General features: G+C 48.9%; 19 protein-coding genes. 16 read left to right on the top strand and 3 right to left on the bottom strand.

Annotated features, from left to right (window positions below; all coding sequences use genetic code 11):
* Nucleotides 1–2: 2 nt before the first annotated feature.
* On the bottom strand, nucleotides 3–797 hold the full coding sequence (locus ACN08X_RS06045; RefSeq protein WP_419108214.1) for a FadR/GntR family transcriptional regulator: 795 nt from the start codon (nucleotides 795–797) through the stop codon (nucleotides 3–5).
* A 178-nt stretch (nucleotides 798–975) separates the two neighbouring features.
* Between ACN08X_RS06045 and ACN08X_RS06040 the strand changes: the two genes are divergently transcribed.
* The 7 genes from ACN08X_RS06040 to ACN08X_RS06010 all read left to right on the top strand — a co-directional run bounded on the left by ACN08X_RS06040 (nucleotide 976) and on the right by ACN08X_RS06010 (nucleotide 9,272).
* On the top strand, nucleotides 976–2,595 hold the full coding sequence (locus tag ACN08X_RS06040) for an ABC transporter substrate-binding protein (RefSeq protein WP_419102343.1): 1,620 nt from the start codon (nucleotides 976–978) through the stop codon (nucleotides 2,593–2,595).
* 161 nt (nucleotides 2,596–2,756) lie between these two features.
* The gene (locus tag ACN08X_RS06035) at nucleotides 2,757–3,710 is read left to right on the top strand and encodes an ABC transporter permease (protein WP_419102342.1); all 954 of its coding nucleotides are present in this window, start codon (nucleotides 2,757–2,759) and stop codon (nucleotides 3,708–3,710) included.
* A gap of 2 nt (nucleotides 3,711–3,712) precedes the next feature.
* The gene (locus ACN08X_RS06030) at nucleotides 3,713–5,734 is read left to right on the top strand and encodes a dipeptide/oligopeptide/nickel ABC transporter permease/ATP-binding protein (RefSeq protein WP_419108213.1); all 2,022 of its coding nucleotides are present in this window, start codon (nucleotides 3,713–3,715) and stop codon (nucleotides 5,732–5,734) included.
* Nucleotides 5,731–6,603: an ABC transporter ATP-binding protein gene (locus ACN08X_RS06025; protein ID WP_419102340.1), complete on the top strand. Its 873-nt coding sequence runs from the start codon at nucleotides 5,731–5,733 to the stop codon at nucleotides 6,601–6,603. The genes ACN08X_RS06030 and ACN08X_RS06025 overlap by 4 nt, the downstream gene beginning before the upstream one ends.
* A 46-nt stretch (nucleotides 6,604–6,649) precedes the next feature.
* Nucleotides 6,650–7,561, top strand: a complete 912-nt coding sequence (locus ACN08X_RS06020) for a dihydrodipicolinate synthase family protein (protein WP_419102339.1) — start codon at nucleotides 6,650–6,652, stop codon at nucleotides 7,559–7,561.
* Between the two features lie 59 nt (nucleotides 7,562–7,620).
* On the top strand, nucleotides 7,621–8,556 hold the full coding sequence (locus ACN08X_RS06015) for an ROK family protein (RefSeq protein ID WP_419108212.1): 936 nt from the start codon (nucleotides 7,621–7,623) through the stop codon (nucleotides 8,554–8,556).
* Between the two features lie 29 nt (nucleotides 8,557–8,585).
* A complete protein-coding gene (locus tag ACN08X_RS06010; protein WP_419102337.1) occupies nucleotides 8,586–9,272 on the top strand; it encodes an N-acetylmannosamine-6-phosphate 2-epimerase in 687 nt (228 codons plus the stop codon).
* Between the two features lie 111 nt (nucleotides 9,273–9,383).
* Here the strand turns inward: ACN08X_RS06010 and ACN08X_RS06005 are convergent, their stop codons facing one another.
* Entirely contained in the window at nucleotides 9,384–10,607 is a 1,224-nt protein-coding gene (locus ACN08X_RS06005) for a PTS transporter subunit EIIC (RefSeq protein ID WP_419102336.1), read from the bottom strand.
* A gap of 173 nt (nucleotides 10,608–10,780) precedes the next feature.
* On the opposite strand from ACN08X_RS06005, the gene ACN08X_RS06000 reads away from it, so the two are divergent.
* From ACN08X_RS06000 to purL, 7 genes are all read left to right on the top strand, one after another.
* Nucleotides 10,781–11,011, top strand: a complete 231-nt coding sequence (locus tag ACN08X_RS06000; protein ID WP_419102335.1) for a glucose PTS transporter subunit EIIB — start codon at nucleotides 10,781–10,783, stop codon at nucleotides 11,009–11,011.
* 39 nt (nucleotides 11,012–11,050) lie between these two features.
* Nucleotides 11,051–11,515, top strand: a complete 465-nt coding sequence (locus tag ACN08X_RS05995) for a PTS sugar transporter subunit IIA (protein ID WP_419107081.1) — start codon at nucleotides 11,051–11,053, stop codon at nucleotides 11,513–11,515.
* Between the two features lie 23 nt (nucleotides 11,516–11,538).
* On the top strand, nucleotides 11,539–12,258 hold the full coding sequence (locus tag ACN08X_RS05990; RefSeq protein ID WP_419108211.1) for a GntR family transcriptional regulator: 720 nt from the start codon (nucleotides 11,539–11,541) through the stop codon (nucleotides 12,256–12,258).
* Nucleotides 12,259–12,445: 187 nt separating this feature from the next.
* Nucleotides 12,446–13,327 (top strand): hypothetical protein, encoded by an 882-nt coding sequence (locus ACN08X_RS05985; protein ID WP_419102332.1) that lies wholly within the window; start codon nucleotides 12,446–12,448, stop codon nucleotides 13,325–13,327.
* Nucleotides 13,328–13,511: 184 nt separating this feature from the next.
* Nucleotides 13,512–13,763 carry a phosphoribosylformylglycinamidine synthase subunit PurS gene (gene purS / locus ACN08X_RS05980; RefSeq protein ID WP_419102331.1) on the top strand — a complete coding sequence of 84 codons (252 nt, stop codon included), beginning with the start codon at nucleotides 13,512–13,514 and terminating at the stop codon, nucleotides 13,761–13,763.
* Nucleotides 13,764–13,769: 6 nt separating this feature from the next.
* On the top strand, nucleotides 13,770–14,567 hold the full coding sequence (gene purQ, locus ACN08X_RS05975; protein WP_419108210.1) for a phosphoribosylformylglycinamidine synthase subunit PurQ: 798 nt from the start codon (nucleotides 13,770–13,772) through the stop codon (nucleotides 14,565–14,567).
* Between the two features lie 64 nt (nucleotides 14,568–14,631).
* Nucleotides 14,632–16,947: a phosphoribosylformylglycinamidine synthase subunit PurL gene (purL, locus tag ACN08X_RS05970; protein ID WP_419108209.1), complete on the top strand. Its 2,316-nt coding sequence runs from the start codon at nucleotides 14,632–14,634 to the stop codon at nucleotides 16,945–16,947.
* Between the two features lie 91 nt (nucleotides 16,948–17,038).
* Here the strand turns inward: purL and ACN08X_RS05965 are convergent, their stop codons facing one another.
* The gene (locus ACN08X_RS05965; RefSeq protein ID WP_419108208.1) at nucleotides 17,039–18,982 is read right to left on the bottom strand and encodes a glycosyltransferase family protein; all 1,944 of its coding nucleotides are present in this window, start codon (nucleotides 18,980–18,982) and stop codon (nucleotides 17,039–17,041) included.
* Nucleotides 18,983–19,094: 112 nt separating this feature from the next.
* Between ACN08X_RS05965 and ACN08X_RS05960 the strand changes: the two genes are divergently transcribed.
* Entirely contained in the window at nucleotides 19,095–19,850 is a 756-nt protein-coding gene (locus ACN08X_RS05960) for a DUF6270 domain-containing protein (protein WP_419108207.1), read from the top strand.
* Entirely contained in the window at nucleotides 19,840–20,493 is a 654-nt protein-coding gene (locus ACN08X_RS05955; protein ID WP_419108206.1) for a hypothetical protein, read from the top strand. Before ACN08X_RS05960 ends, ACN08X_RS05955 begins: the two co-directional genes overlap by 11 nt.

Here is a 20,493-nt window from a genome sequence, read left to right as displayed (position 1 = left end):
ATTTAGACATCTTCTCGAGTGGCTCTTTGCCACGCTGTTAGACGCCCTCGAATACCTGCAAAGTGAGCAGCCATAAGCTCTGTTCCAGCAATAGCATCACCTTTTTTCACGGCGTTAAGAATGTCTCGGTGAGCGGCAACTAAAGACTCACCTTGCTTTTGACTAGCAGGAACAATAGCGTCTAGCTCCACGGAGATCACGTTATAGACAATCCAGAACACTTCCAAAAGTTCTGAAAGTAAATCGTTCTTCAACGGCTCATAAAGCGATGCGTGAAATTCTCTGTCCCAGTATGACCAATCTTTACCTTCTTTAACGGCCTGTTCCATTTGAGTTACGGCATACTCAATTTTTGCTATTTGTTCATCACTCATTAGCGGTATTGCAAGAGCGATTAGCCCTGTCTCTAGGGCTTGACGGACATCCGTAAGTTCTCGTGCTTCTTTACCGCCACGATGCAAGGAGGTTAATCCGCGGAATGTTAGCCCTCGAGTCATGGCTTCTAGAACACGCCCTCCAACGAACGTCCCAAACCCGTGACGGACTTCAATAATCCCTAATCCTTCTAAGACTTTGAGCGCCTCTCGGAGGGAGTTGCGCCCTACGTCAAGTTCTTCGATGAGTTGTTGTTCGGTAGGAAGAGGGTCTCCCGGCACGAGTTTTTCACGCAAGATAATTTCGATAATCTCATTTTGAAGTTGATATTGACGGTTTTTTGCGCGCGATGCATGGGGGACACTATTAACTTCATAAATTTTTTTAACCGCTCTCACGTGCGGTTTTGTTTTTTTTACCACGGCTCCTCTTCTCAAATCCAGAATCTCTTTTGAGACGAAACTAGTATTTTTTATAGAAAGTAACACCTCTATTGATGTTGCACATCTGGGAGATGGCTACTATTCTATAGTACAGGTAGGACATCCTACGTTAGGATGTTCCTCTCACATAAACAACCGTCCACAAAGGAGTGCGACTATGCCTCACCTTAAAGACATCACCGAGCACAGCTCGACTCGCCGTAGCTTCTTCAAGCTAGCAGGTTCCGTTTCAGCCGCTACCGCTTTCGCTGCATCTATCTCAGCATGTGGCTCAGGCTCTAAAGGCTCTTCTGCCACTAAAGCAGATGGAGCAAAAGCTGGCGAAATCAACAAAGATGGCACCATTACCGCTGGTATCGCATACGATATCTCCACTACCTTCGCCCCATCACAGGCATCCGGTGCTGGCCCCCTCGCAGCGAACCTACACATCTTTGAAGGTCTTTATGGTCTAGACCCTGCAAGCCGTAAGCGTTACAACGCTCTAGCAACTGCAGACCCTGAAAAGATTGATGACACCACCTACCGTGTCACCTTGCGTGAAGGTGCAAAATTCCACAACGGCGACCCTGTCAAGGCATCCGACGTTGTTTACACCTACGGTAAATTCACCGACAAGAGCTCTCTCTTTGCACAGTTCCTCTACTTCATTGACTCCGTCAACGCTGTTGATGATTCCACCGTAGAATTCAAGTTCAACCAGCCATTCTCGCTCTTCGCTGACCGCATCTCCTTGATGCAAATCATGCCTGAAAGCGCAGAGAAAGACTTTGAAGCTTTCGGTGCACACCCCATCGGTTCCGGTCCTTACAAGTTTGTTTCCGCAACCAAGGGCGACCACATCGAATTTGCACGCTTCGACGAGTACAACGGTCCTCGCCCAGCACTCGCAAAGGCTATGAACTGGTCCATCCTCTCAGACGCAGCAGCACGTGTTACCGCTATCCAGTCCAAGCGTGTTCAGGCTGTAGAGTCCGTACCTTACGACAATATCTCAGTCTTGGAGAACACTTCCGGCCTTAGCGTCGAATCCGTCCAGTCATTCGGCTTGCTCTTCATGATGTTCAACTGCGAGAAAGAGCCTTTCAATAAGGTTGAAGTACGTCAGGCATTGTTCTACGCACTCGACATGGACAAGGTCATCAAGACTGCATTGCTCGGCAACGCAGAGCCTGCAACCTCCTTCTTGCAGAAGAGCCACCCAGACTACGTTGAAGCTTCCACCGTCTACACCCACGACGCGGACAAGGCAAAGAAGCTCCTCAAAGACGCTGGCGTTGAAGACCTCACCCTCACCGTGCGTTCGACCGACCACGACTGGGTTGTTTCCTGTGTTCAGCTCATCCAAGAATCGCTCAAGGAAGCTGGCATCAAGGTCACTATCGAACCTACACCATCGTCCTCGTTGTACTCCGACTACGTAGACACCGGAAACTTCGATGTCCTCATCGCACCCGGCGACCCCTCCGTCTTCGGTAACGACGTAGACTTGCTCCTCTCCTGGTGGTACCGTGGCGACACTTGGCCCACCAACCGTTTCCGCTGGTCCGGAACTGAACAGTACAAGCAGCTTCAGGAATACATGAACGCTGCAACTACCTCATCAGATCCAAAAACAGAGTGGAAGAAAGCAATCGATTTGCTCTCTGACAACGTTCCGTTGTACCCACTATTCCACCGCAAACTACCTACTGCGTGGGATTCGGAAACACTCGTTGATTTCAAGCCGCTTCCAACAACCGGCATCTCAATGCTTGGTGTAGGAACGACTAAGTAATCTCCGCTATTCCACACAGCGGTTTGTGAAGGTTTTTCCCTTTTTCCTTCACATCATAATCGGCGGTGGCTTCCGGACATTGGTACGGATTGCTTCATTTCCGTACCACGGGAGCCACCGTCGAACCTTTTTCACACGCATTCTCTATGCGGGAGTTTCTCTTGGCTAATTTTCTTCGACTACTTGGAAGAAGACTACTTGCACTACCCATCATGCTCTTGGGTGTGACAATCCTCGTCTTCGTTATCTTGCAATTCACCCCCGGTGACCCAGCAACTATCGCACTCGGTGAAGGCGCTTCACAAGAAGCAAAAGAAGCATATCGTGTTGAACACGGCTTAGATAAGCCTCTCATCGTGCAATACTTCGCCTTCCTCTGGCGTCTGCTCCACTTTGACCTCGGCATGACCACCGCACCGGCTCAGCCCGTCATCGACCAAATCACAGCAGCATTTCCTGTCACCATTCAGCTCACATTCTTCGGTGTTCTCATCGCAGCAGTCGTCTCCCTCGTGCTCGGCGTCATCGCCGCACTCTACCGCGACCGCTGGCCAGACCAGATCATCCGCGTACTCTCCATGGCATCTATCGCAACGCCTTCCTTCTGGCTCGGTATCTTGCTCATCCAATACTTCGCACTTGACCTAGGAATTTTCCCATCCGGAGGCACCCCACCAGAAGGCGGAGGATTTGGAACATGGCTATCCTATATGACACTGCCAGCAGTAGCTCTCGCAGTACCCGTATGCGCATCCTTAATCCGTACCGTACGCACCTCCATGGTTGAAGAACTCGATAAAGACTACGTTCGTACCGCTATCGGCAACGGTGTTCCTTACCGCGAAGTCGTCACAAAGAACGTTCTCAAAAACGCCCTCATCACTCCCGTAACCGTTCTTGGTTTGCGTATTGGCTACCTCCTCGGTGGTGCTGTCGTGATCGAAATGATTTTCTCCCTCAACGGCATGGGCAACCTCATCTTTACCGGTATCACAGGTAACGACGTCAACCTCGTACAAGGCGTAGTACTCACCATCGCGGTGACCTTCGTCCTCGTCAACATTGTGGTTGACCTCCTTTACCTACTCATCAACCCACGAATTAGGACGGTGTAACTGTGCGCAGAGGACTCGCCGAACGACTCTCCGCCCCTGGCGTTCGCTTCAAAGCATTGCCACTTGGTTCTAAAATCGCCCTGGGGTTCTTAGTATTTATCATCTTCATCTCCTTCGCGGCTCCCTGGCTTGCCCCACATAATCCGCTAGCCTCAACGGGAATGCCAATTGACCCACCAAGTTCTGAATACTGGTTTGGCACAGACCGTCAAGGCCGCGACATCTTCTCACGCCTGATGTACGGTGGACAATCTTCTTTGATGGTTGGTCTTGGTTCCGTTGCCGTCGCACTTGTTGCCGGTGGCATCCTCGGAGCTATCGCAGCAACCAGTGGCAAATGGGCTTCTGAAACCATTATGCGCATCATGGACATCTTCATGGCATTCCCCGGTATCGCACTTGCCGCAGTGCTCTTGGCATCACTAGGGAACTCCATCCCCACCATCATCATTGCTATCGCAGTGGTATACACTCCACAGCTAGCTCGTGTGGTCCGCGCACAGGTACTCGCTGCTTGGGACGAAGACTACGTCCGCGCAGAACGCGTGATGGGTGCAGCTCGCCCCTACATTCTGACAAAACATATCGTCCGCAACACCATCGCACCAGTTCTCGTATTCGCAACGGTCATGGTTGCAGACGCTATCATCCTCGAAGCATCCTTGTCCTTCCTCTCCGCAGGTGTGCGACCACCTAACCCTTCATGGGGTAACGTCATCTCTGACGGTCGTGCGCTCATCCTCTCTGGTGGTTGGTGGGCTACAACCTTTGCAGGTATCGTCATCCTCTTAACCGTTCTTGCGTTGAACGTCCTTTCCGAAGGCATGACAGACGCAATGGTCAACCCCAAGCTACGCCGCAAAGTCGTTATCGAAGATACCGACCCAGTAGCTGGCGCTAACGGCATCACTGCTGAAGAGGAACTTGCAGAAGCAAAACTTGCAGAAATCCGCAAGCACCGCGACCTTCAAGCACAACGCGAACTAGATAATGTTCTTGTCAAACTTCGTGAGGCAGAAAACCGTCGTACCGACCGTTTCGTCGTAGATAAGAACGCTCCTGCAATCCTTGAAGTCAAAGACCTCAGCATCTACTTCCCAGAACGTTTCGGTGACACCCCAGTCGTTGATAAAGTGTCCTTCACCGTGTACGAAGGACAGACCATGGGACTCGTTGGTGAATCTGGTTCTGGTAAGTCCATTACCTCTTTGGCAATTATCGGTCTGCTCGATAAGAAAGCAAAGATTACTGGTTCTGCTGTCTTTGAAGGACAAGAACTTGTTGGAGCACCTGAATCTGTCTTTGAAAAACTACGCGGTTCTATCATCTCCATGGTGTATCAAGACGCTCTTAGCTCGTTGAACCCCTCCATGCTCATCAAAGATCAGATGGAACAGCTCACTAGCCGTGGTGGACGTAAGTCCCCTGAGGAGCTTCTACGCTTAGTGAAGCTTGATCCTATCCGCACCCTTAACTCGTACCCACACGAGCTTTCTGGTGGTCAGCGTCAGCGTGTACTTATCGCCATGGCACTATCTCGTTCACCCAAACTCGTTATTGCAGATGAGCCAACGACTGCTCTGGACGTTACTGTTCAAGCTGAGGTCATTGATTTGCTCAATGAGCTCCGTGAACAGTTAGGATTCGCGATGATTTTCGTGAGCCACGACCTCGCACTTGTTGCACAGGTAGCGCACCGTATCTCTGTCCTCTATGCAGGTCAAATTGTGGAAGCTGGTGCAACCGTACAGCTTCTGAAGAACCCTATGCACGAATACACTCGTGGACTTCTAGGATCGGTCCTCTCTATCGAATCCGGTTCTGAACGTCTCTACCAGATTCCTGGTACAGTCCCCTCCCCCGGCGACTTCGCTGTTGGTGACCGTTTTGCACCTCGTTCATTACGTGAAGATGCAGATCCTCATCAGAAGCTTGTCTTCGTTCCAGTCCCTGGAGAAGACGACCACTTCTGGGCTTCTCACCTACCAGAAGACGCACAAGCACAACAAGGAGCACAGTCATGAGCAACGAAAACAGCAACAACGCTGACGCTCACCCAGAACTGCTCAACACTGTTGGGCGTAAGGCAGTAGCCCGTCTAGGTGAGACCATCATCGAGCTCAAAGATGTCAAAGTTCACCACCGTTCCCGTACTGGTGGTATCTTCAAACCAAATATCGTCAAAGCTGTCGATGGTGTTTCTCTGAAAGTTCGCCGCGGCGAAACAATCGGTCTCGTCGGCGAGTCTGGATGCGGTAAGTCCACTTTGGCGTCAGTTATCGTGGGTCTTCAAAAACCAACAGACGGAGATGTTCTCTTCAAGGGGAAGAGTGCTCTCAAACGAAACGCTGCACTACGACATGATTTCGGTTCGGATATCTCGATTGTCTTCCAAGATCCAGCTACCGCGTTGAACCCTCGTATGACAATCCAAGATATTCTCCGAGATCCGCTGGATGTGCACGGCATCGGTGATAAAAGTGGACGAGACCGTCGAGTACGTGAACTTCTACATTTAGTCGGTCTACCGGTGTCAGCTTCTGAAGCTTTGCCCTCTCAAATTTCTGGTGGTCAGCGCCAGCGTGTAGCTATCGCTCGTGCGTTAGCTCTTGAACCCAAAGTGATTGTGGCAGATGAACCTACCAGTGCGTTGGACGTTTCTGTTCGCGCGCAGGTACTTAACCTTTTGAGCGACCTCAAGCGTGAACTTTATCTGGGAATGGTTTTCATCTCCCACGATATTCAGACCGTTCGATACGTCTCTGACCGTATCTGCGTTATGAATAAGGGACGCATCGTTGAAGAAGGTAGCGCGGAACAAGTCTTTGACCGTCCTTCGCAGGACTACACACGCACTCTTTTGGGTGCGGCACCGACCTTGCTTCACGTCTAAAAAGAACACGTTATTTAGTCAATAATTTTTCTAAGGATTATTTATCATGACCTTTTCAGGAGTCATTCCTCCTTTGCTCACCGCTCGCACTGCAGAAGGTGACATCGACACCGATTCCATCTCACGTCTTGTTGAGCACCTTATCTCCGGTGGTGTCAGCGGTATCTTCGCTCTCGGTTCTTCTTCTGAAGTTCCTTATATGACGAACGCTGAGCGTGAACTTGTCTTACGTACTTGCGTTGAAGCTATCGATGGACGAGTCCCCCTCATCATTGGTACCAATGAGCAGACCACTGCTCGCGTTATCGACGAAGCTCAGCGTCTTTTGGCTATCGGTGGCGACGCTATCGTTGTCACAAGCCAGTATTACGCTATTGATAATCTTCATGAAGAAGAGCGTCATTTCCGTGCGATTGCAGCAGCAGTAGACGTTCCTGTTTTCGCCTACGATGTTCCTGTACGTACTAAGCAGAAGCTACCTGTTGGTTTGCTTGCGAAGCTTGCTCGTGAAGGTGTGATTACTGGTGTGAAGGATTCTTCTAACGATGACATTTCCTTCCGCCTACTAGCTCTCGAGACTGCAGATCTTGAAGATTTCAGCCTCTTCACTGGACACGAAGTGGTCTGTGACGGTGCTATGCTCTCTGGTGCTGCAGGTATGGTACCTGGTTTGGGCAACGTTGATCCTGCTGGATATGTTCGCCTCTACGAAGCAGCTCGAGCAGGTGACTGGGCACAAGCTAAAGCTGAGCAGGACCGTCTAGCTCAGCTCTTCACCATCGTCAATGTCACGACCCCTAGCGTTTCTGGTGGTGCAGCTGGCCTTGGAGCGTTCAAAACTGCTCTAGAGTTAATGGGCGTTATCTCTTCACGTCGTATGAGCACTCCAATGGAGTCTCTCAACGATACTGAAGCTGAACGTATCCGTGGCATTCTCGGTGAAGCTGGTTTGCTTTAGGCTCTAGCTTGTAGATACAGAATATAATCCAACACACATTGCAAGGTAAAGGAATCATCGTGGAAAACAGCACCGTCGTCGCAATTTCGGTTGATTTAGGTGGCACAAAAACCGCCCTCGGAATTGTCGATCAGCACGGTGCTGTTTTGCATCGTGCGGAGATTCCTACCCTTGCTCAGCTTGGCGGTGTGCCTCTTGCTAAGCACACCGCTGAGGCTGTGTTGGAACACATTTCTTATGCTCATTCTCATGGTTGGGATGTTGCCGGTGTCGGCATCGGCTCAGCTGGTGTTATTGATGAGAACGGTACTGTTGTTACCGCTGCCAATGTCATTAAAGATTGGACGGGCGTTCAGTTTGCGTCCATCGTTGAGTCAATGACCTCTTTACCGACTCGCGCCGTCAATGATGTTCATGCCCATGCCTTAGGTGAAGCATGGCTTGGTGCTGCAGCTCAAGCACCCTCATCGCTCATGATGGCGTTCGGTACTGGTGTAGGTGGAAGCTATATTGAAGACGGCAAGCTCATGCGCGGCGCTCATTCTCTTGCTGGTCATACCGGACATTTTTCTTCTCCTCTAGCCGTTGGGTTAGATTGCCCGTGTGGTGGTCGTGGGCATGTTGAAGCTGTCGCAGCTGGTCCTGCGGTTCTCCGTAAATATCTTGCGCTAGGTGGCGCACCAGCGCCAGATACGAAAGAAGTTTCTGTACGCGCTCAAAATGGCGATAAACTAGCTCAAGAAGCCATTGTTTTTGCTGGTCAGGCTGCTGGAATTGCCTTGGGTGACCTTGCTACTATTTTTGATCCTCATCTAATTGTTGTCTCTGGCGGTGTTGTTAATTTGGGCGACCGCTGGTGGACAGCTCTTCTTGATTCTTATGCTCAAGCTGCTTTAGGTCAGGCAAAGAGTACTCCTATCGTTTTGGCAGAGCTTGGTTCTGATGCTCCTCTCATTGGCGCAGCTTCACTTATTCATCGTTCTTCATTAGCGTAGTTATCGCCATTTTTCACTAAGGAGTTTTTATGTTTACTGCTTCTGAACTGGTTAAGTCTCTTAAAGGTCAGCTCATTGTTTCTTGTCAGGCATATCCTGGTGAGCCCATGCGTCAGCCTCAAACGACAGCTCAAGTTGCCGCTTCTGCTGTTCTTGGAGGGGCTGCAGCTGTACGTGTTCAGGGTATCGCTGATATTCAGTTCACTCGTAATTCTGTTGAAGTTCCGGTAATTGGTCTGTGGAAAGACGGACATGAAGGTATTTTTATTACACCGACGCTTAACCATGCGTTGAGTGTGGCTCATGCTGGGGCTCATATTGTTGCTCTCGATGGAACAACTCGTGAGCGTCCTGATGGGTTATCTTTAGCAGAGACTATTCGTGGTGTTCATGAGCGTTCTCATGCCTTAGTTATGGCTGATTGCGATAGCTTTGAAGCAGCTCAGGCAGCTGTTGAGGCTGGTGCTGATTTTATTGGTACTACTCTTGCTGGTTATACCGATGCGCGTGCAAAAACTGATGGCCCTGATCTTGAGCTATTGCGTTCGATTGCAGAAGCAGGTTTTGACGTCCCGCTAATTGCTGAGGGCCGTATTCATACTCCGGCGCAGGCGCGTGAAGCGCTTGATGCAGGTGCTCATGCGGTGGTGGTAGGTACAGCGATTACTCACCCAATTTCTATCACGGGGTGGTTTAAAAACGCTTTGAGCCATTAGTCTCTCGTTGGTTCTTGGAATGAACCGTTGTGGAGATTGTTAAAGGGGGTGTGCCCAGAACTTTTGTTCTGGGCACACCCCCTTTTTTTGGAGCGTTAGTTGTTTTGACGTTTATGCGTTAGGAGTGTTTACGTCTGCTTCTTCTTCACGACCGGGGGTTCGTAGATTCCATTTACGGATAACGAAACGGAAGGTGAAGTAGTAGATAACGGCGTAGCACAAACCGATAGGGATAATCCAGATGGAGTTTTGCGAAATACCGAAGTTGAGGAGGTAGTCGATGGCTCCTGCAGAGAATCCGAATCCGGCGTGGATACCTAATGCGTTGGTCAGCATCATGGCCGTTCCGGTAAAGACTGCGTGGATAACGTAGAGTGGCCAAGCAACGAACATGAAGGAGAATTCAAGAGGTTCGGTAATACCGGTGAGTAGTGCGGTGATACCGGTGGAGAGCATAACGCCTCCGATGAGTTTCTTCTGTGATGGTTTTGCTTCTTGCCAGATGGCTAGTGCTGCTGCTGGTAGTGCGAACATCATGATGGGGAAGAATCCTGTCATGAAGACGCCAGCAGTGGGGTCACCAGCGAAGAATCGGTTAAGGTCGCCTTGTACACCGTTGTAATCGCCGATGAGGAACCAGACGATGGAGTTAAGGATGTGGTGGAGACCAACGGGGATGAGCATACGGTTGAGGAATCCGTAAATACCAGAGCCGATAATCGCGTTTGCGTAAACGGCTTCACCGATGCTCTTGAGAACTGCGTCGAAAGCAGGGTATAGGAGGCTCATAAGTACACCAAGGACGATGGCGGCGAAAGAGGTGAGGATTGGGACAAGTCGACGTCCGCCAAAGAATCCGAGCCAGTCGGGGAGTTTGGTGCGGTGGAATTTTTGCCAGAGTAGCGCTGCGGTGATACCAATAACGATACCGCCAAGAACACCGTAGTTAATTTTTTCTTGTTCGGCGCCTTCAGCTGCTGCTCCAAGCATGATAGGAGACATTGCGGTGAAGACGTTGTTAAGGACGACGTATCCGACAGCTGCTGCTAGGGCGGTAGATCCGTCACCTTTTTTCGCAAACCCGAAGCTAATGCCAATAGCAAAGAGGAGAGGCAAATTTTCGAAGAGTGCTCCACCTGCAGCGCCGATGACGCTTGCTACATCTTGCATACCAGGAAGTGCGCCGAGAAGGTCTTTTTGTCCGAGGCGTAGAAGAAGGGCAGCTGCTGGAAGCGCTGCGATGGGAAGCATCAGAGAACGCCCAAAACGCTGTAAGACTTTCATGGATTTTCCGTCTTTCAGACTTTTTCGTTCCGTTGTCGCCGGGGTCGACATGGGTCCTCCTTGATAGGGGGTAGGGAGTTATTGATGTGTGTATGACCTCTGGTACTGTTTATAACCAGTGATATAAGATACTATAGTTCATGATGAAGAACCTGCCAAGAGAATATCGAGGATAAAGTTCTTAGATCACCCATAACCACTCCAACCTCAGTTAGGAAAACATCATGTTTGATGCAGAGAAAATTCTAGAAGCACTCGGCGGAGCAGATAACGTCGAAGAAATTGAAGGTTGCATCACCCGCCTTCGCGTAGAAGTTGACGACGCCGAAGCCGTAAACCAAGACGCCCTCAAAGCAATGGGAGTTCACGGAGTCGTCGTTCTTGGATCAGCAGTTCAGGTTGTTGTAGGACCAGTAGCCGACACCTTGGCAGAAGACATTCAAGACCTTCTCTAAACCCCATATACATAAACCTCCAGAAGAAGGAGACTTACCATGACACAGCTCCTCGACGTCTATGCGCCATGCGCTGGCGAACTCAAAAGCCTCTCAGACGTACCAGATGAGGTATTTTCCCAAAAAATTGTTGGTGAAGGCATCGCCATCGAACCGACAATTGAAGACGACGAAACCTTCGAGGTTAAGGCCCCGTTTGACGGAACGATTCTCAAACTCATGCCTCACGCATTTGTCATCGCAGCTTCCACGGGGGAAGCATTACTCGTTCACGTCGGTATTGACACCGTAGAGTTTGCAGGTGAAGGCTTTGAACACTTTGTTCAAGAAAAAGACAGCGTTACACGCGGGCAAAAACTTATGAAGGTTGATGCCAGCGCCCTCAAAGAAGCAAAATCTTTGATGTGCCCAGTTGTCGCGCTTAAACCTACACAATGCACGCTGGTTCCAGTGGAAAACTCTACGCTCTCTACAGAAACCGTCGTTTTACAGTTGTCTTCCTAGAACTATTCTTCGAGAATACTCTTATGTTGAAACATGAGCGCGTCCGTGCGCAGTTAGAAGAGCTTATACACTCCAACTATCGTTCTGGAGATTGCCTCCCCGGAGAGCGTTTTCTCGAGCAAAAATTTGGGGTCTCTCGAATTACTGTTCGACGTGCTATCTCTGAACTTGTCCACGCTGGGCTATTAGTAAGAGTTCACGGTAAAGGCACTTTTGTCTCGCACGGACGCGTTCAATCACATCTACACCTCGCATCTTTCCACGAGGACATACGCAACGCAGGGATGACACCTGGCACCAAAGTCATTGACGCCTATTGGGAAGAACCACCAGAGAATCTTCAAAAATTCTTCCCGCAAACACAACGCTTGCTCCACCTTAAACGTCTTCGCTTAGGAAATGGGCTTCCTGTCTCTGTTGATCAAAGTTGGATTCCAGAAGATATTGCCCAACCATTTGTTCACAGCGACCTTACGTCTTCTCTCTATGAGCTCTTCTCGAGTTCTGGAACCCCAGTAGTTGGAGCGCAACAAACAGTCGAAGCAGGCAAACCGTCAGAAGATTTAGCTCACCTTTTAGAAATATCACCCCGAGAACCGGTACTCATCTTTCACCGGTATTCATATACGCTCATTGATGGCATAAAGTTTCCGATAGAACATACTGTATCTACATACCGTGCAGACCGATACCGTCTATCCATGCATGTAGAGAGCTCTTCCTCGACATGCTCTGCGCGCTAAAGTTATCACCGATATATATTTTCTCAGAACTTATCCAAACGACGGGGAAATCACAGCTACGACAGTCCCAAGAGTCCTCAAGCGCCAGTATGATGTAGAAAGACTGAATATTAAGAAGTGCAACGCGTCTTTTCGTAGTCACATTTCTACTGTTAACTTCATGTACCACTTCTACCGATTGAGAACTATGTCCAAAAAACTTATTACCTGTGCAGCTCTCACAGGACTTCTTGCACTAAGCGCTTGTGGCGCTCAAAATAGCACGGCTTCCCCTGCGTCCTCTAGCTCAACTCCTAGCAGCACGCCCAGCGCGACCCCATCAGCTACGGCAACCCCAACACCATCAGCAACACCTTCGGCGACCCCCACACCTAGTGAAAAGCCAACACCAACCCCTACCGTAGTTGAAGAAAAACCAGCCGAGCCTGAGACAACAGAACCTGCTCAAGAAGAAACACCTGAAGGGCCAACCCCTGAAGAACTAGCTTACGAACAGGCTAAAAAAGATGCAGAAGCTGCCGGTTTCCAAGCGATTAACGCCATCATCGAAGACATGTATTCACAAGGTCTTGCCGGCTCTGCAGCAGCTAAGAAAAATCTTTCCGACAAAGTCTCCACAGCGTTATCTAATGACATCAAGTCTCGCGCTAACGCCAAAACACCTTACCGTGAGCTACTAGAACACACTCCGGAAGAGAAACTTATCCCCATCCTTGAGGATGTTAAGAACACTGCCCCCTACGCATCTCGTGTAGACACCACCGGAATGAATACTGCTGACCAGCTTGCACTATTTATGCTTCTTGCCGACGTAAGCAACGGCGTCAACGACAGCAACTACCGCTACTACGACTTCCAAGCTGCAGATAACACCGAAGTAGACTTCAACGGCGATAACAAAGTCACGCTCAGCAACATCACCAGCAAAGCAAACGATGTTAACGCCCGTTTTGTCGATATGTCTAACCCTGAAGAAAACTATAATTTCTCGCTGATTAGAACAGATCAGGGCTGGCAGCTCGAAGGACCAGTCATGCTGGACTATTTCACCGAGCAAATTCACCGCTAAAATATATTTTTATATTACGAAAGCACTCATACCCCAGATTTTTCTGTTTCACTAGGAAAAATACTGTTTGGGTATGGGTGCTTTAGCATTTCTAACACGGTAAGGGTCAATTGTCCTATCAATAGGCTAAAATGATACTCGGCTCACATATTTATTTACGTACACTCAAGGAGTGCTCACCCCAATGGCCCGTATTGTCGTCGATGTTATGCTCAAACCAGAAATCCTTGACCCTCAAGGTAAAGCCATCGCCAACGAACTACCCCGTATCGGACTCACCCAATTCACAGATGTCCGACAAGGGAAACGCTTTGAACTATCCGTCTCCGGCGAAGTTACTGAAGAACTCCTCCAACAGGCTCAACAAGCTGCTCAGGAGCTACTTTCAAACCCCGTCATCGAAGATGTTGTCAACGTTTCGGTAGTGGAGGACTAAACAAACATGGTTGAGTCTCTTAGCGCACACGAAACACCCCTCATCGGAGATTTCACAACACCTGCACCAGAAGAACAACTCAAAGACGTTCGCGTAGGCGTTATCACATTCCCTGGAACACTTGACGACAGAGACGCTATGCGAGCAGTAACACTCGCCGGTGGAACACCCGTACCGCTGTGGCACGATGAAGCCAACCTACATCAGGTTGACGCAGTCATCGTTCCCGGCGGTTTTTCATATGGAGACTACCTGCGCGCTGGCGCCATCGCAGCGAAAGCCGCCGTCATGGAAAAAGTTATCGACGCCGCACAATCCACACAGGCACTACCCGTACTAGGTATCTGCAACGGCTTCCAGATTCTCACCGAATCACACCTATTACCAGGGTCCATGATTAAAAATGATCATCGAAAGTTTATCTGCCGAGACCAAACACTACGAATCGAAAATAACACCACCCCATGGACACGGCATTATGAGGCCGGTCAAGAAATAGTGGTCCCACTCAAAAACCAAGATGGTCAATACGTTGCAGACCCTAAAACTCTTGAAGAACTAGAAGACCAAGGACGTATCGTCTTCCGCTATGTTGACGTAAACCCCAACGGTTCACGTAACAACATCGCTGGTATCTGCAACGAACGAGGTAACGTCGTTGGACTCATGCCACACCCCGAACACGCTGTAGAACCAGGTTTTGGGCCCTCCTCTTCCGGTGATGGAAGCCGCACCCTACGTGGTGGCGCTGACGGGCTAGGGGTCTTCTCCTCCGTTTTGAGCACACTCGTTACACACCCTTAGTTCAGTTTCTTACCCATCGCGGAGAAGTCTTCTTCGATGGTTTACCACAAGGATCTACCTACTCATGAGCGATAAGCAATTCAACCTAGACACCGTAGAAAATGCTGCGGCAACCCCCAATACACAACTGCCGTGGGCTGAACTTGGTCTCAAAGAAAACGAGTTCAACGACATCGTCGCACTCCTTGGACGACGCCCCACCGCAGCAGAATTAGCCATGTATTCTGTTATGTGGTCTGAACACTGTTCCTACAAATCCTCAAAGATTCACCTTAAACAATTCGGACAAAAAGTCACCGAAGAAATGACCCAAGACCTTATGGTTGGTATGGGAGAAAACGCCGGTGTGACAAACATCGGCAATGGTTGGGCAGTCACCTTCAAAATTGAGTCACATAACCATCCTTCCTACGTCGAACCATATCAAGGCGCAGCAACCGGTATTGGCGGTATCGTCCGTGACATTATTTCAATGGGTGCCCGACCTGTAGCTGTCATGGATCCACTACGTTTCGGCGCTATTGACCACCCCGACACTCAACGAGTTCTACCAGGTGTTGTCTCAGGTATCGGCGGATACGGTAACTCTTTGGGGCTACCTAATATCGGTGGAGAAGTAGAATTCGACTCCTGTTACCAAGCAAACCCCCTAGTCAACGCTCTTGCTGTTGGCATTATGCGCCATGAAGATATCCGCCTCGCTAACGCTTCTGGTGTAGGCAATAAAGTGATTCTCTTCGGCGCACGCACCGGTGGAGACGGTATTGGTGGGGCATCGGTACTCGCCTCAGAATCTTTTGACGATACTAAACCCTCAAAACGACCAGCAGTTCAGGTAGGAGACCCTTTCGCCGAGAAAGTACTCATCGAATGTTGCCTAGAACTTTTCAAAGGCTCTGTCGTTGAAGGTATTCAAGACCTTGGCGCAGCCGGTATTTCTTGTGCAACAAGCGAACTCGCATCCAATGGTGAAGGCGGCATGCACGTAGACCTCACAAAAGTTCTATTACGTGATCCGACCCTCACCCCAGGAGAGATTCTCATGTCAGAATCTCAAGAACGCATGATGGCCGTCGTCACCCCAGAAAATCTAGAACGTTTTGAGCAGATTATGCACAAATGGGACGTTGAGTACTCAATTCTAGGTGAGGTAACCGATACTGGTCGCCTCATCATTGAATGGGACGGCGAAATCATTGTCGATGTAGACCCTAAAACTGTTGCCCATGATGGGCCTACCTATGAACGCCCCTATGCCCGCCCTGATTGGCAAGACGAAGTACAGTCCCAACACTTTACAGGCTCTGCGGAGGACGCTCAACGCCCCACCCAAGAGAACCTTGCCAAAGCCATTATTGATTTCATGGCAAGCCCTAACATGTGCTCAAAGAGTTGGATTACAAACCAATACGACCGATATGTTCAGGGTAATACAGCACTATCACAACCTGATGATTCTGGTGTCATTCGTGTTGATGAGCAGACCGGTGCAGGTGTTGCCCTAGCAACAGATTCTTCTCCACGATTTAGCTATCTTGACCCTTATACAGGCGCACAAATCGCTCTAGCAGAAGCATATCGTAACGTATGCACTGTAGGCGCTCACCCTGTCGCCGTTTCAGATTGCCTCAACTTCGGATCCCCAGAAGACCCCGATATTATGTGGCAGTTCGTAGAATCAGTCCGCGGACTGGCCGATGGTTGTCAAGAACTAGGCGTCCCCGTGACCGGAGGAAACGTCTCCCTCTACAACCAGACTTCTGGGCAAGCTATCAAACCAACCCCCGTCGTTGCCATGATGGGCGTCATGGACGATGTAACCCGTCGTGTGCCTTCTGGGTGGCAACAAGAACATGATGGGCAAGCAATCTACCTTCTTGGCACCACCCGTGATGAATTAGATGGTTCTGAGTGGGCGCGGTATTGCGGACACCTTGGTGGCATGCCTCCTCAAGTTAATCTAGCTCAAGAAAAACTTTTAGGTGACATGCTGGTGAACATGTCTCGTGACGGCATGATTGACGCTGCCCACGATGTCTCTGCCGGTGGTATTGCTGCTGCTGTAGCTGAAGCCTGCCTACGTTTTAATGTTGGCGCTCGTATTGGTCTTAGTGAAGTTGCTGAACGAGACGGTGTCGATTTGTTTACGATGCTGTTCTCGGAATCTACCGGACGTGTTATCGTGTCTGTTCCGCGCTCCGAAGAAGTACGTTTCAAAGATATGTGCACGGCACGAAATTATCCTTTTGCACGTATCGGCGTCGTTGATGCGGCTTCTGAAAATCTTGATTTTCAGCAGGTTGTTGTTCCGCTCAATAAGCTACGTGAACGTTGGGAAAATACCATGCCACAGTATTTTGGCGAGGTAGCTCAAGGCTAGATACTAGCTACCTAAAAAATATAGGATGAGGGGTGCTCACGTCTTCTGATGTGAGCACCCCTCATCCTAGGTCGGGCTCTTCGCTAAAACATTAGAACATCAGGTGTTCTAATCCTTTCCCATAAAAACGTAGCGGAGATTGTGCCAATAACTCGCGGTCTTCAACATTCCACGCATGAGAGCTGGAATCGCCACTGCGCATTTGCAAGAAGTTAAACCTATCCGAAGAGTAAATCACTCCCCCATCTTGATGCACAGACGATAAGAAGCCTGTATCTTCACCTCGATTTCCGGCAGGAAATGGGTGTTCAAGAAATACTTCGCGAGCGCCTGTAATGGTTGGCCCCATCACGAAGTTCGTGTATTTATGCTCGCGTTCTGGGTTGCGTAGCAACGTCGCGTTATGCGCCTGAAGATGCATATAGTGTGCCTGTTTACCGACGATGTCTGCACCAGAATAAGCAAGAGCAAAAAGCATATCTTGAAGATAGTGTTCACCGTAGAGGTCGTCATCATCGACTTTTGTGATAATTTTTCCATCTGCGCTGCGCACTAGTTGGTTTAAACATTCTCCCAGAGAGAGCGTTGAGTCTGCTCGTAGTATTTGCAGTTCTATTCCGTAGTCGCGTGCTTTAGCTTGAAGCTGTGGTGTTGGTACGTCAAACCCGTGAGTGAGTAGGTTAAGTTGTACTGGAACTGATGAAAAGCTAGCAACAGTTTTAAATACGTGGTCGATATGTCCGGGTCTGTTCGTTGAAACAATAACGGTTGTTTCAGGTAGTTGGTGTGGGTGTTGTTGAGGTGTTTTCCCAGCAGCTTGCAATACTTGCATAGCACGGTGGGTGTAGGTGTGTGCAGACCAGATTTTTCGTTGTGCAAGGTGCACCGTACGGTCATTGAGCTCTGGAGAGTTTACCAGTGCTTTGAGCATATATTCTGCTTGTTTTTGGGTAGTCGCGATAGGTACTTCTTCATCGGTAAAGAAGCGCGGTATAGCCTCTGAATGAGTCGTTAGTACGGGCGTTCCAGAAGCTGTAATTTCAAAAACTCGTCGGGCGCACATGCTCGGTGAGTCAGTAACAGAGTTGACGTTTAGAAAGACTTTATACGCCTTATACGCGGTTAACATTTTTGCATACGAGAGTGATCCAACTATTTTTTGGCTAAAAGGTTCAGGAAACTGGTAGTTTGGGTCGTCGTTGAGGAACCGCGAAAAAATTTCTAGCCCATGATCCATTGTAGGGCTAACCGCATATGCGGCGCCAAGGAGCATGTCCATTTGTTCACGACGTTCTGGATATTTATGAGCAAAATACATTCCAGCGAAGGCAATATCCCGTTCGTGGAACCCGTGTGGCGGTCGGGCAGGGTTATGGATCGCTTTTTGAGCAGCAAAAGCTAAGGCAGAAATATTCTGGTGACCTAGCCTTTCTTGATACTCAGGAATTTTCCGTTCATCTGAGGTGAATACATAATCAAATAATCGTGCGGTAGGAAGAAAATCTTCAAAGTGTGGGGGGTCTTCTTTATTCCAAAAGATGGTGGGAATATGATGCGCCTTGCAATAGTTGATGATGTCTTTTAACGCTGTTGAGGGAGCATTTTTTCCGGTCAGTTGGTATTGCCAGGCGCCGTTATTACCTGCCCATGCCGATTCGACAAAAAGTAAATCTATTCCCGTGTTAAGTTGTTCTTCCCATGTGCTGGGGTCTAGCGCAACGGTGTTAAATTCATAGCCCCATGCTGCAGCTGAAAAATCATCGAGGATGACGGCTACACGATATTCGTTGAATGTGGGAGTGCGTTCTATAGGACTGGAAAACTCTGGAAAGTCGAGTCTTAGGTGTTGATTCTTCCCTGAAAAGAGTGTTTTCAGCGGGGAGGAGCGAGTAATATGGGGTCGAGCGTCAGCACCTTTAACAACGTGTTGTCTGGTGGTGAAAGCTCGAAGCTGTTTGCGCCCGCCAGTGCGTAAATGCCAGGCAGCTCGTCTAACGTAATTAATCGCTTCAATAAGGTGGGAAGAGGACGACATTGGTTTTCTCTTAGTGACGGTTCTACACTTTATAACAATCTGCTACTAATGTAGCTATTATCGGACAGATATCAAGAAGGGGTTTAGAACACTGAGAAATCAACCATGGCGGGTGTTAATCTACGGCTCATGTGTATCAAGAGATATGTTTGAGCTTCTTTCCCCAGATTCCTATACTATCGTCCGTTATATCGCACGGCAGTCTCTTATATCAATGAGCCGCTCTGCTATTTCTCATAGACCACAAAATTTTCGTCTTAAATCACCTTTCCAAGACATGATGTCTCATGAAGATTGGTTAGGAACAGCATGGTGGCGCATCGATCAGGCAAGAAGACTCGGTATCGATACTATTTTATGGGATTTATTTGATGAGCGTTTTGGTGTGTATCGTTTTCCTGAAGAAGAGGTAGTGACGAGAAGTATCGATATGATGGGAACGCCGTTAGAAGATGCTGTTCAAGACGCAAAATTTATTAGATTTGGTTCTGACGAACACTTTTCGTTGTGGAGTTGGTCTGCTCAAGTTTTCAAAAACCGTCTTGTCGGTAGCCATCTTTTCTCGTCAGTAGTAGTTCTTCGGGTACCTTGGGCAAGCTACACTGATGGCGGGCAGAAGATTCCCTCTGGTATGGGGCTTGACGCAGATAAAGCTAATGTTCTATATGATCGATACTATGATTTTCTAGAATCTTTAGGGTTCTCGATAATAGATTTAAGTGATTTTCCAGTGCGGGCAGAACCTTTACATCAATGGGGCCTTGCGCCGTTTCATTATACGTTGGACGTTTACCAAGAAATTGTCCGTCAGCTGCATCTCCACGGATTCTTACCAAATACACCGTTAGAAGGAAGGTATGGGATCTAATAAGGCACGTTTTAATCTGTCGCGTTTCTTTGGTTTCTCGGTAGATTCTGAACATGATGATCTTCCTGAGGAACAAGGAATTCCCTATGTAGCTTTGGGACGATTAGTCCACCGGCATACCGAGCAAACTGTGCAAGAGGATTCTCGAGCGCTATCCGAAATGCTTTTTGGTAAAAATTTTTCTTTAGCGCCGCAATGGTGGCATCAGGCTCCAGCAGCGGGAATAGTCTCTGATGAGTTTAAGGAATATTCTGCTCATCAAGAGATGCTGATTCCTATTGCTCCGGGATGGGGTTATCACGTTGTGGAAGAAATTAAACCAGAATTTTTAGTTATTGAGACAAAAGCCTTTGAGTCTGGTGCATGGGCTCATGCGCTCTCCCCTGGGGGAGAACACCTTTTTGATGAGATTTCTCTTCTAAGTAACCTTGCACGCGCTCATTTCGTCACGGTTATTTTGATAGATAATGGGATGTTAGATATCCGTCCGCCACGTTCGTTCACTTTGGCCAGTTCTCTTTCTCGTTTAAGGAGAGCAGTCCCTAACTCTTTAAAATCTCCTGCCTCTGTAGACCCCTATAGCCCGACTCTTTCTCCGGTGTTATCGCATCTGTGCGAATATTTACAGCAAGAAAGGCGATAG

This window comes from Rothia sp. P6271, from assembly GCF_048512995.1.
Taxonomy (GTDB): Bacteria; Actinomycetota; Actinomycetes; order Actinomycetales; family Micrococcaceae; genus Rothia.
Note: the sequence above shows the minus strand (reverse complement) of the source record. Positions and strands in the feature narration are given on the sequence as shown.

What these genes read in the sequence shown, in the direction of transcription:
- ACN08X_RS06025 (WP_419102340.1), top strand. Translation starts at nt 5,731, where the DNA reads ATGAGCAACGAAAACAGCAACAACGCTGACGCTCACCCAGAACTGCTC.
- ACN08X_RS06000 (WP_419102335.1), top strand. Translation starts at nt 10,781, where the DNA reads ATGTTTGATGCAGAGAAAATTCTAGAAGCACTCGGCGGAGCAGATAAC.
- purQ (WP_419108210.1), top strand. Translation starts at nt 13,770, where the DNA reads ATGGTTGAGTCTCTTAGCGCACACGAAACACCCCTCATCGGAGATTTC.
- ACN08X_RS06005 (WP_419102336.1), bottom strand. Translation starts at nt 10,607, where the DNA reads ATGTCGACCCCGGCGACAACGGAACGAAAAAGTCTGAAAGACGGAAAA.
- ACN08X_RS06010 (WP_419102337.1), top strand. Translation starts at nt 8,586, where the DNA reads ATGTTTACTGCTTCTGAACTGGTTAAGTCTCTTAAAGGTCAGCTCATT.
- ACN08X_RS05965 (WP_419108208.1), bottom strand. Translation starts at nt 18,982, where the DNA reads ATGTCGTCCTCTTCCCACCTTATTGAAGCGATTAATTACGTTAGACGA.
- ACN08X_RS05990 (WP_419108211.1), top strand. Translation starts at nt 11,539, where the DNA reads ATGTTGAAACATGAGCGCGTCCGTGCGCAGTTAGAAGAGCTTATACAC.
- purL (WP_419108209.1), top strand. Translation starts at nt 14,632, where the DNA reads ATGAGCGATAAGCAATTCAACCTAGACACCGTAGAAAATGCTGCGGCA.
- ACN08X_RS06040 (WP_419102343.1), top strand. Translation starts at nt 976, where the DNA reads ATGCCTCACCTTAAAGACATCACCGAGCACAGCTCGACTCGCCGTAGC.
- ACN08X_RS05955 (WP_419108206.1), top strand. Translation starts at nt 19,840, where the DNA reads ATGGGATCTAATAAGGCACGTTTTAATCTGTCGCGTTTCTTTGGTTTC.
- ACN08X_RS06020 (WP_419102339.1), top strand. Translation starts at nt 6,650, where the DNA reads ATGACCTTTTCAGGAGTCATTCCTCCTTTGCTCACCGCTCGCACTGCA.
- ACN08X_RS05985 (WP_419102332.1), top strand. Translation starts at nt 12,446, where the DNA reads ATGTCCAAAAAACTTATTACCTGTGCAGCTCTCACAGGACTTCTTGCA.
- ACN08X_RS05995 (WP_419107081.1), top strand. Translation starts at nt 11,051, where the DNA reads ATGACACAGCTCCTCGACGTCTATGCGCCATGCGCTGGCGAACTCAAA.
- purS (WP_419102331.1), top strand. Translation starts at nt 13,512, where the DNA reads ATGGCCCGTATTGTCGTCGATGTTATGCTCAAACCAGAAATCCTTGAC.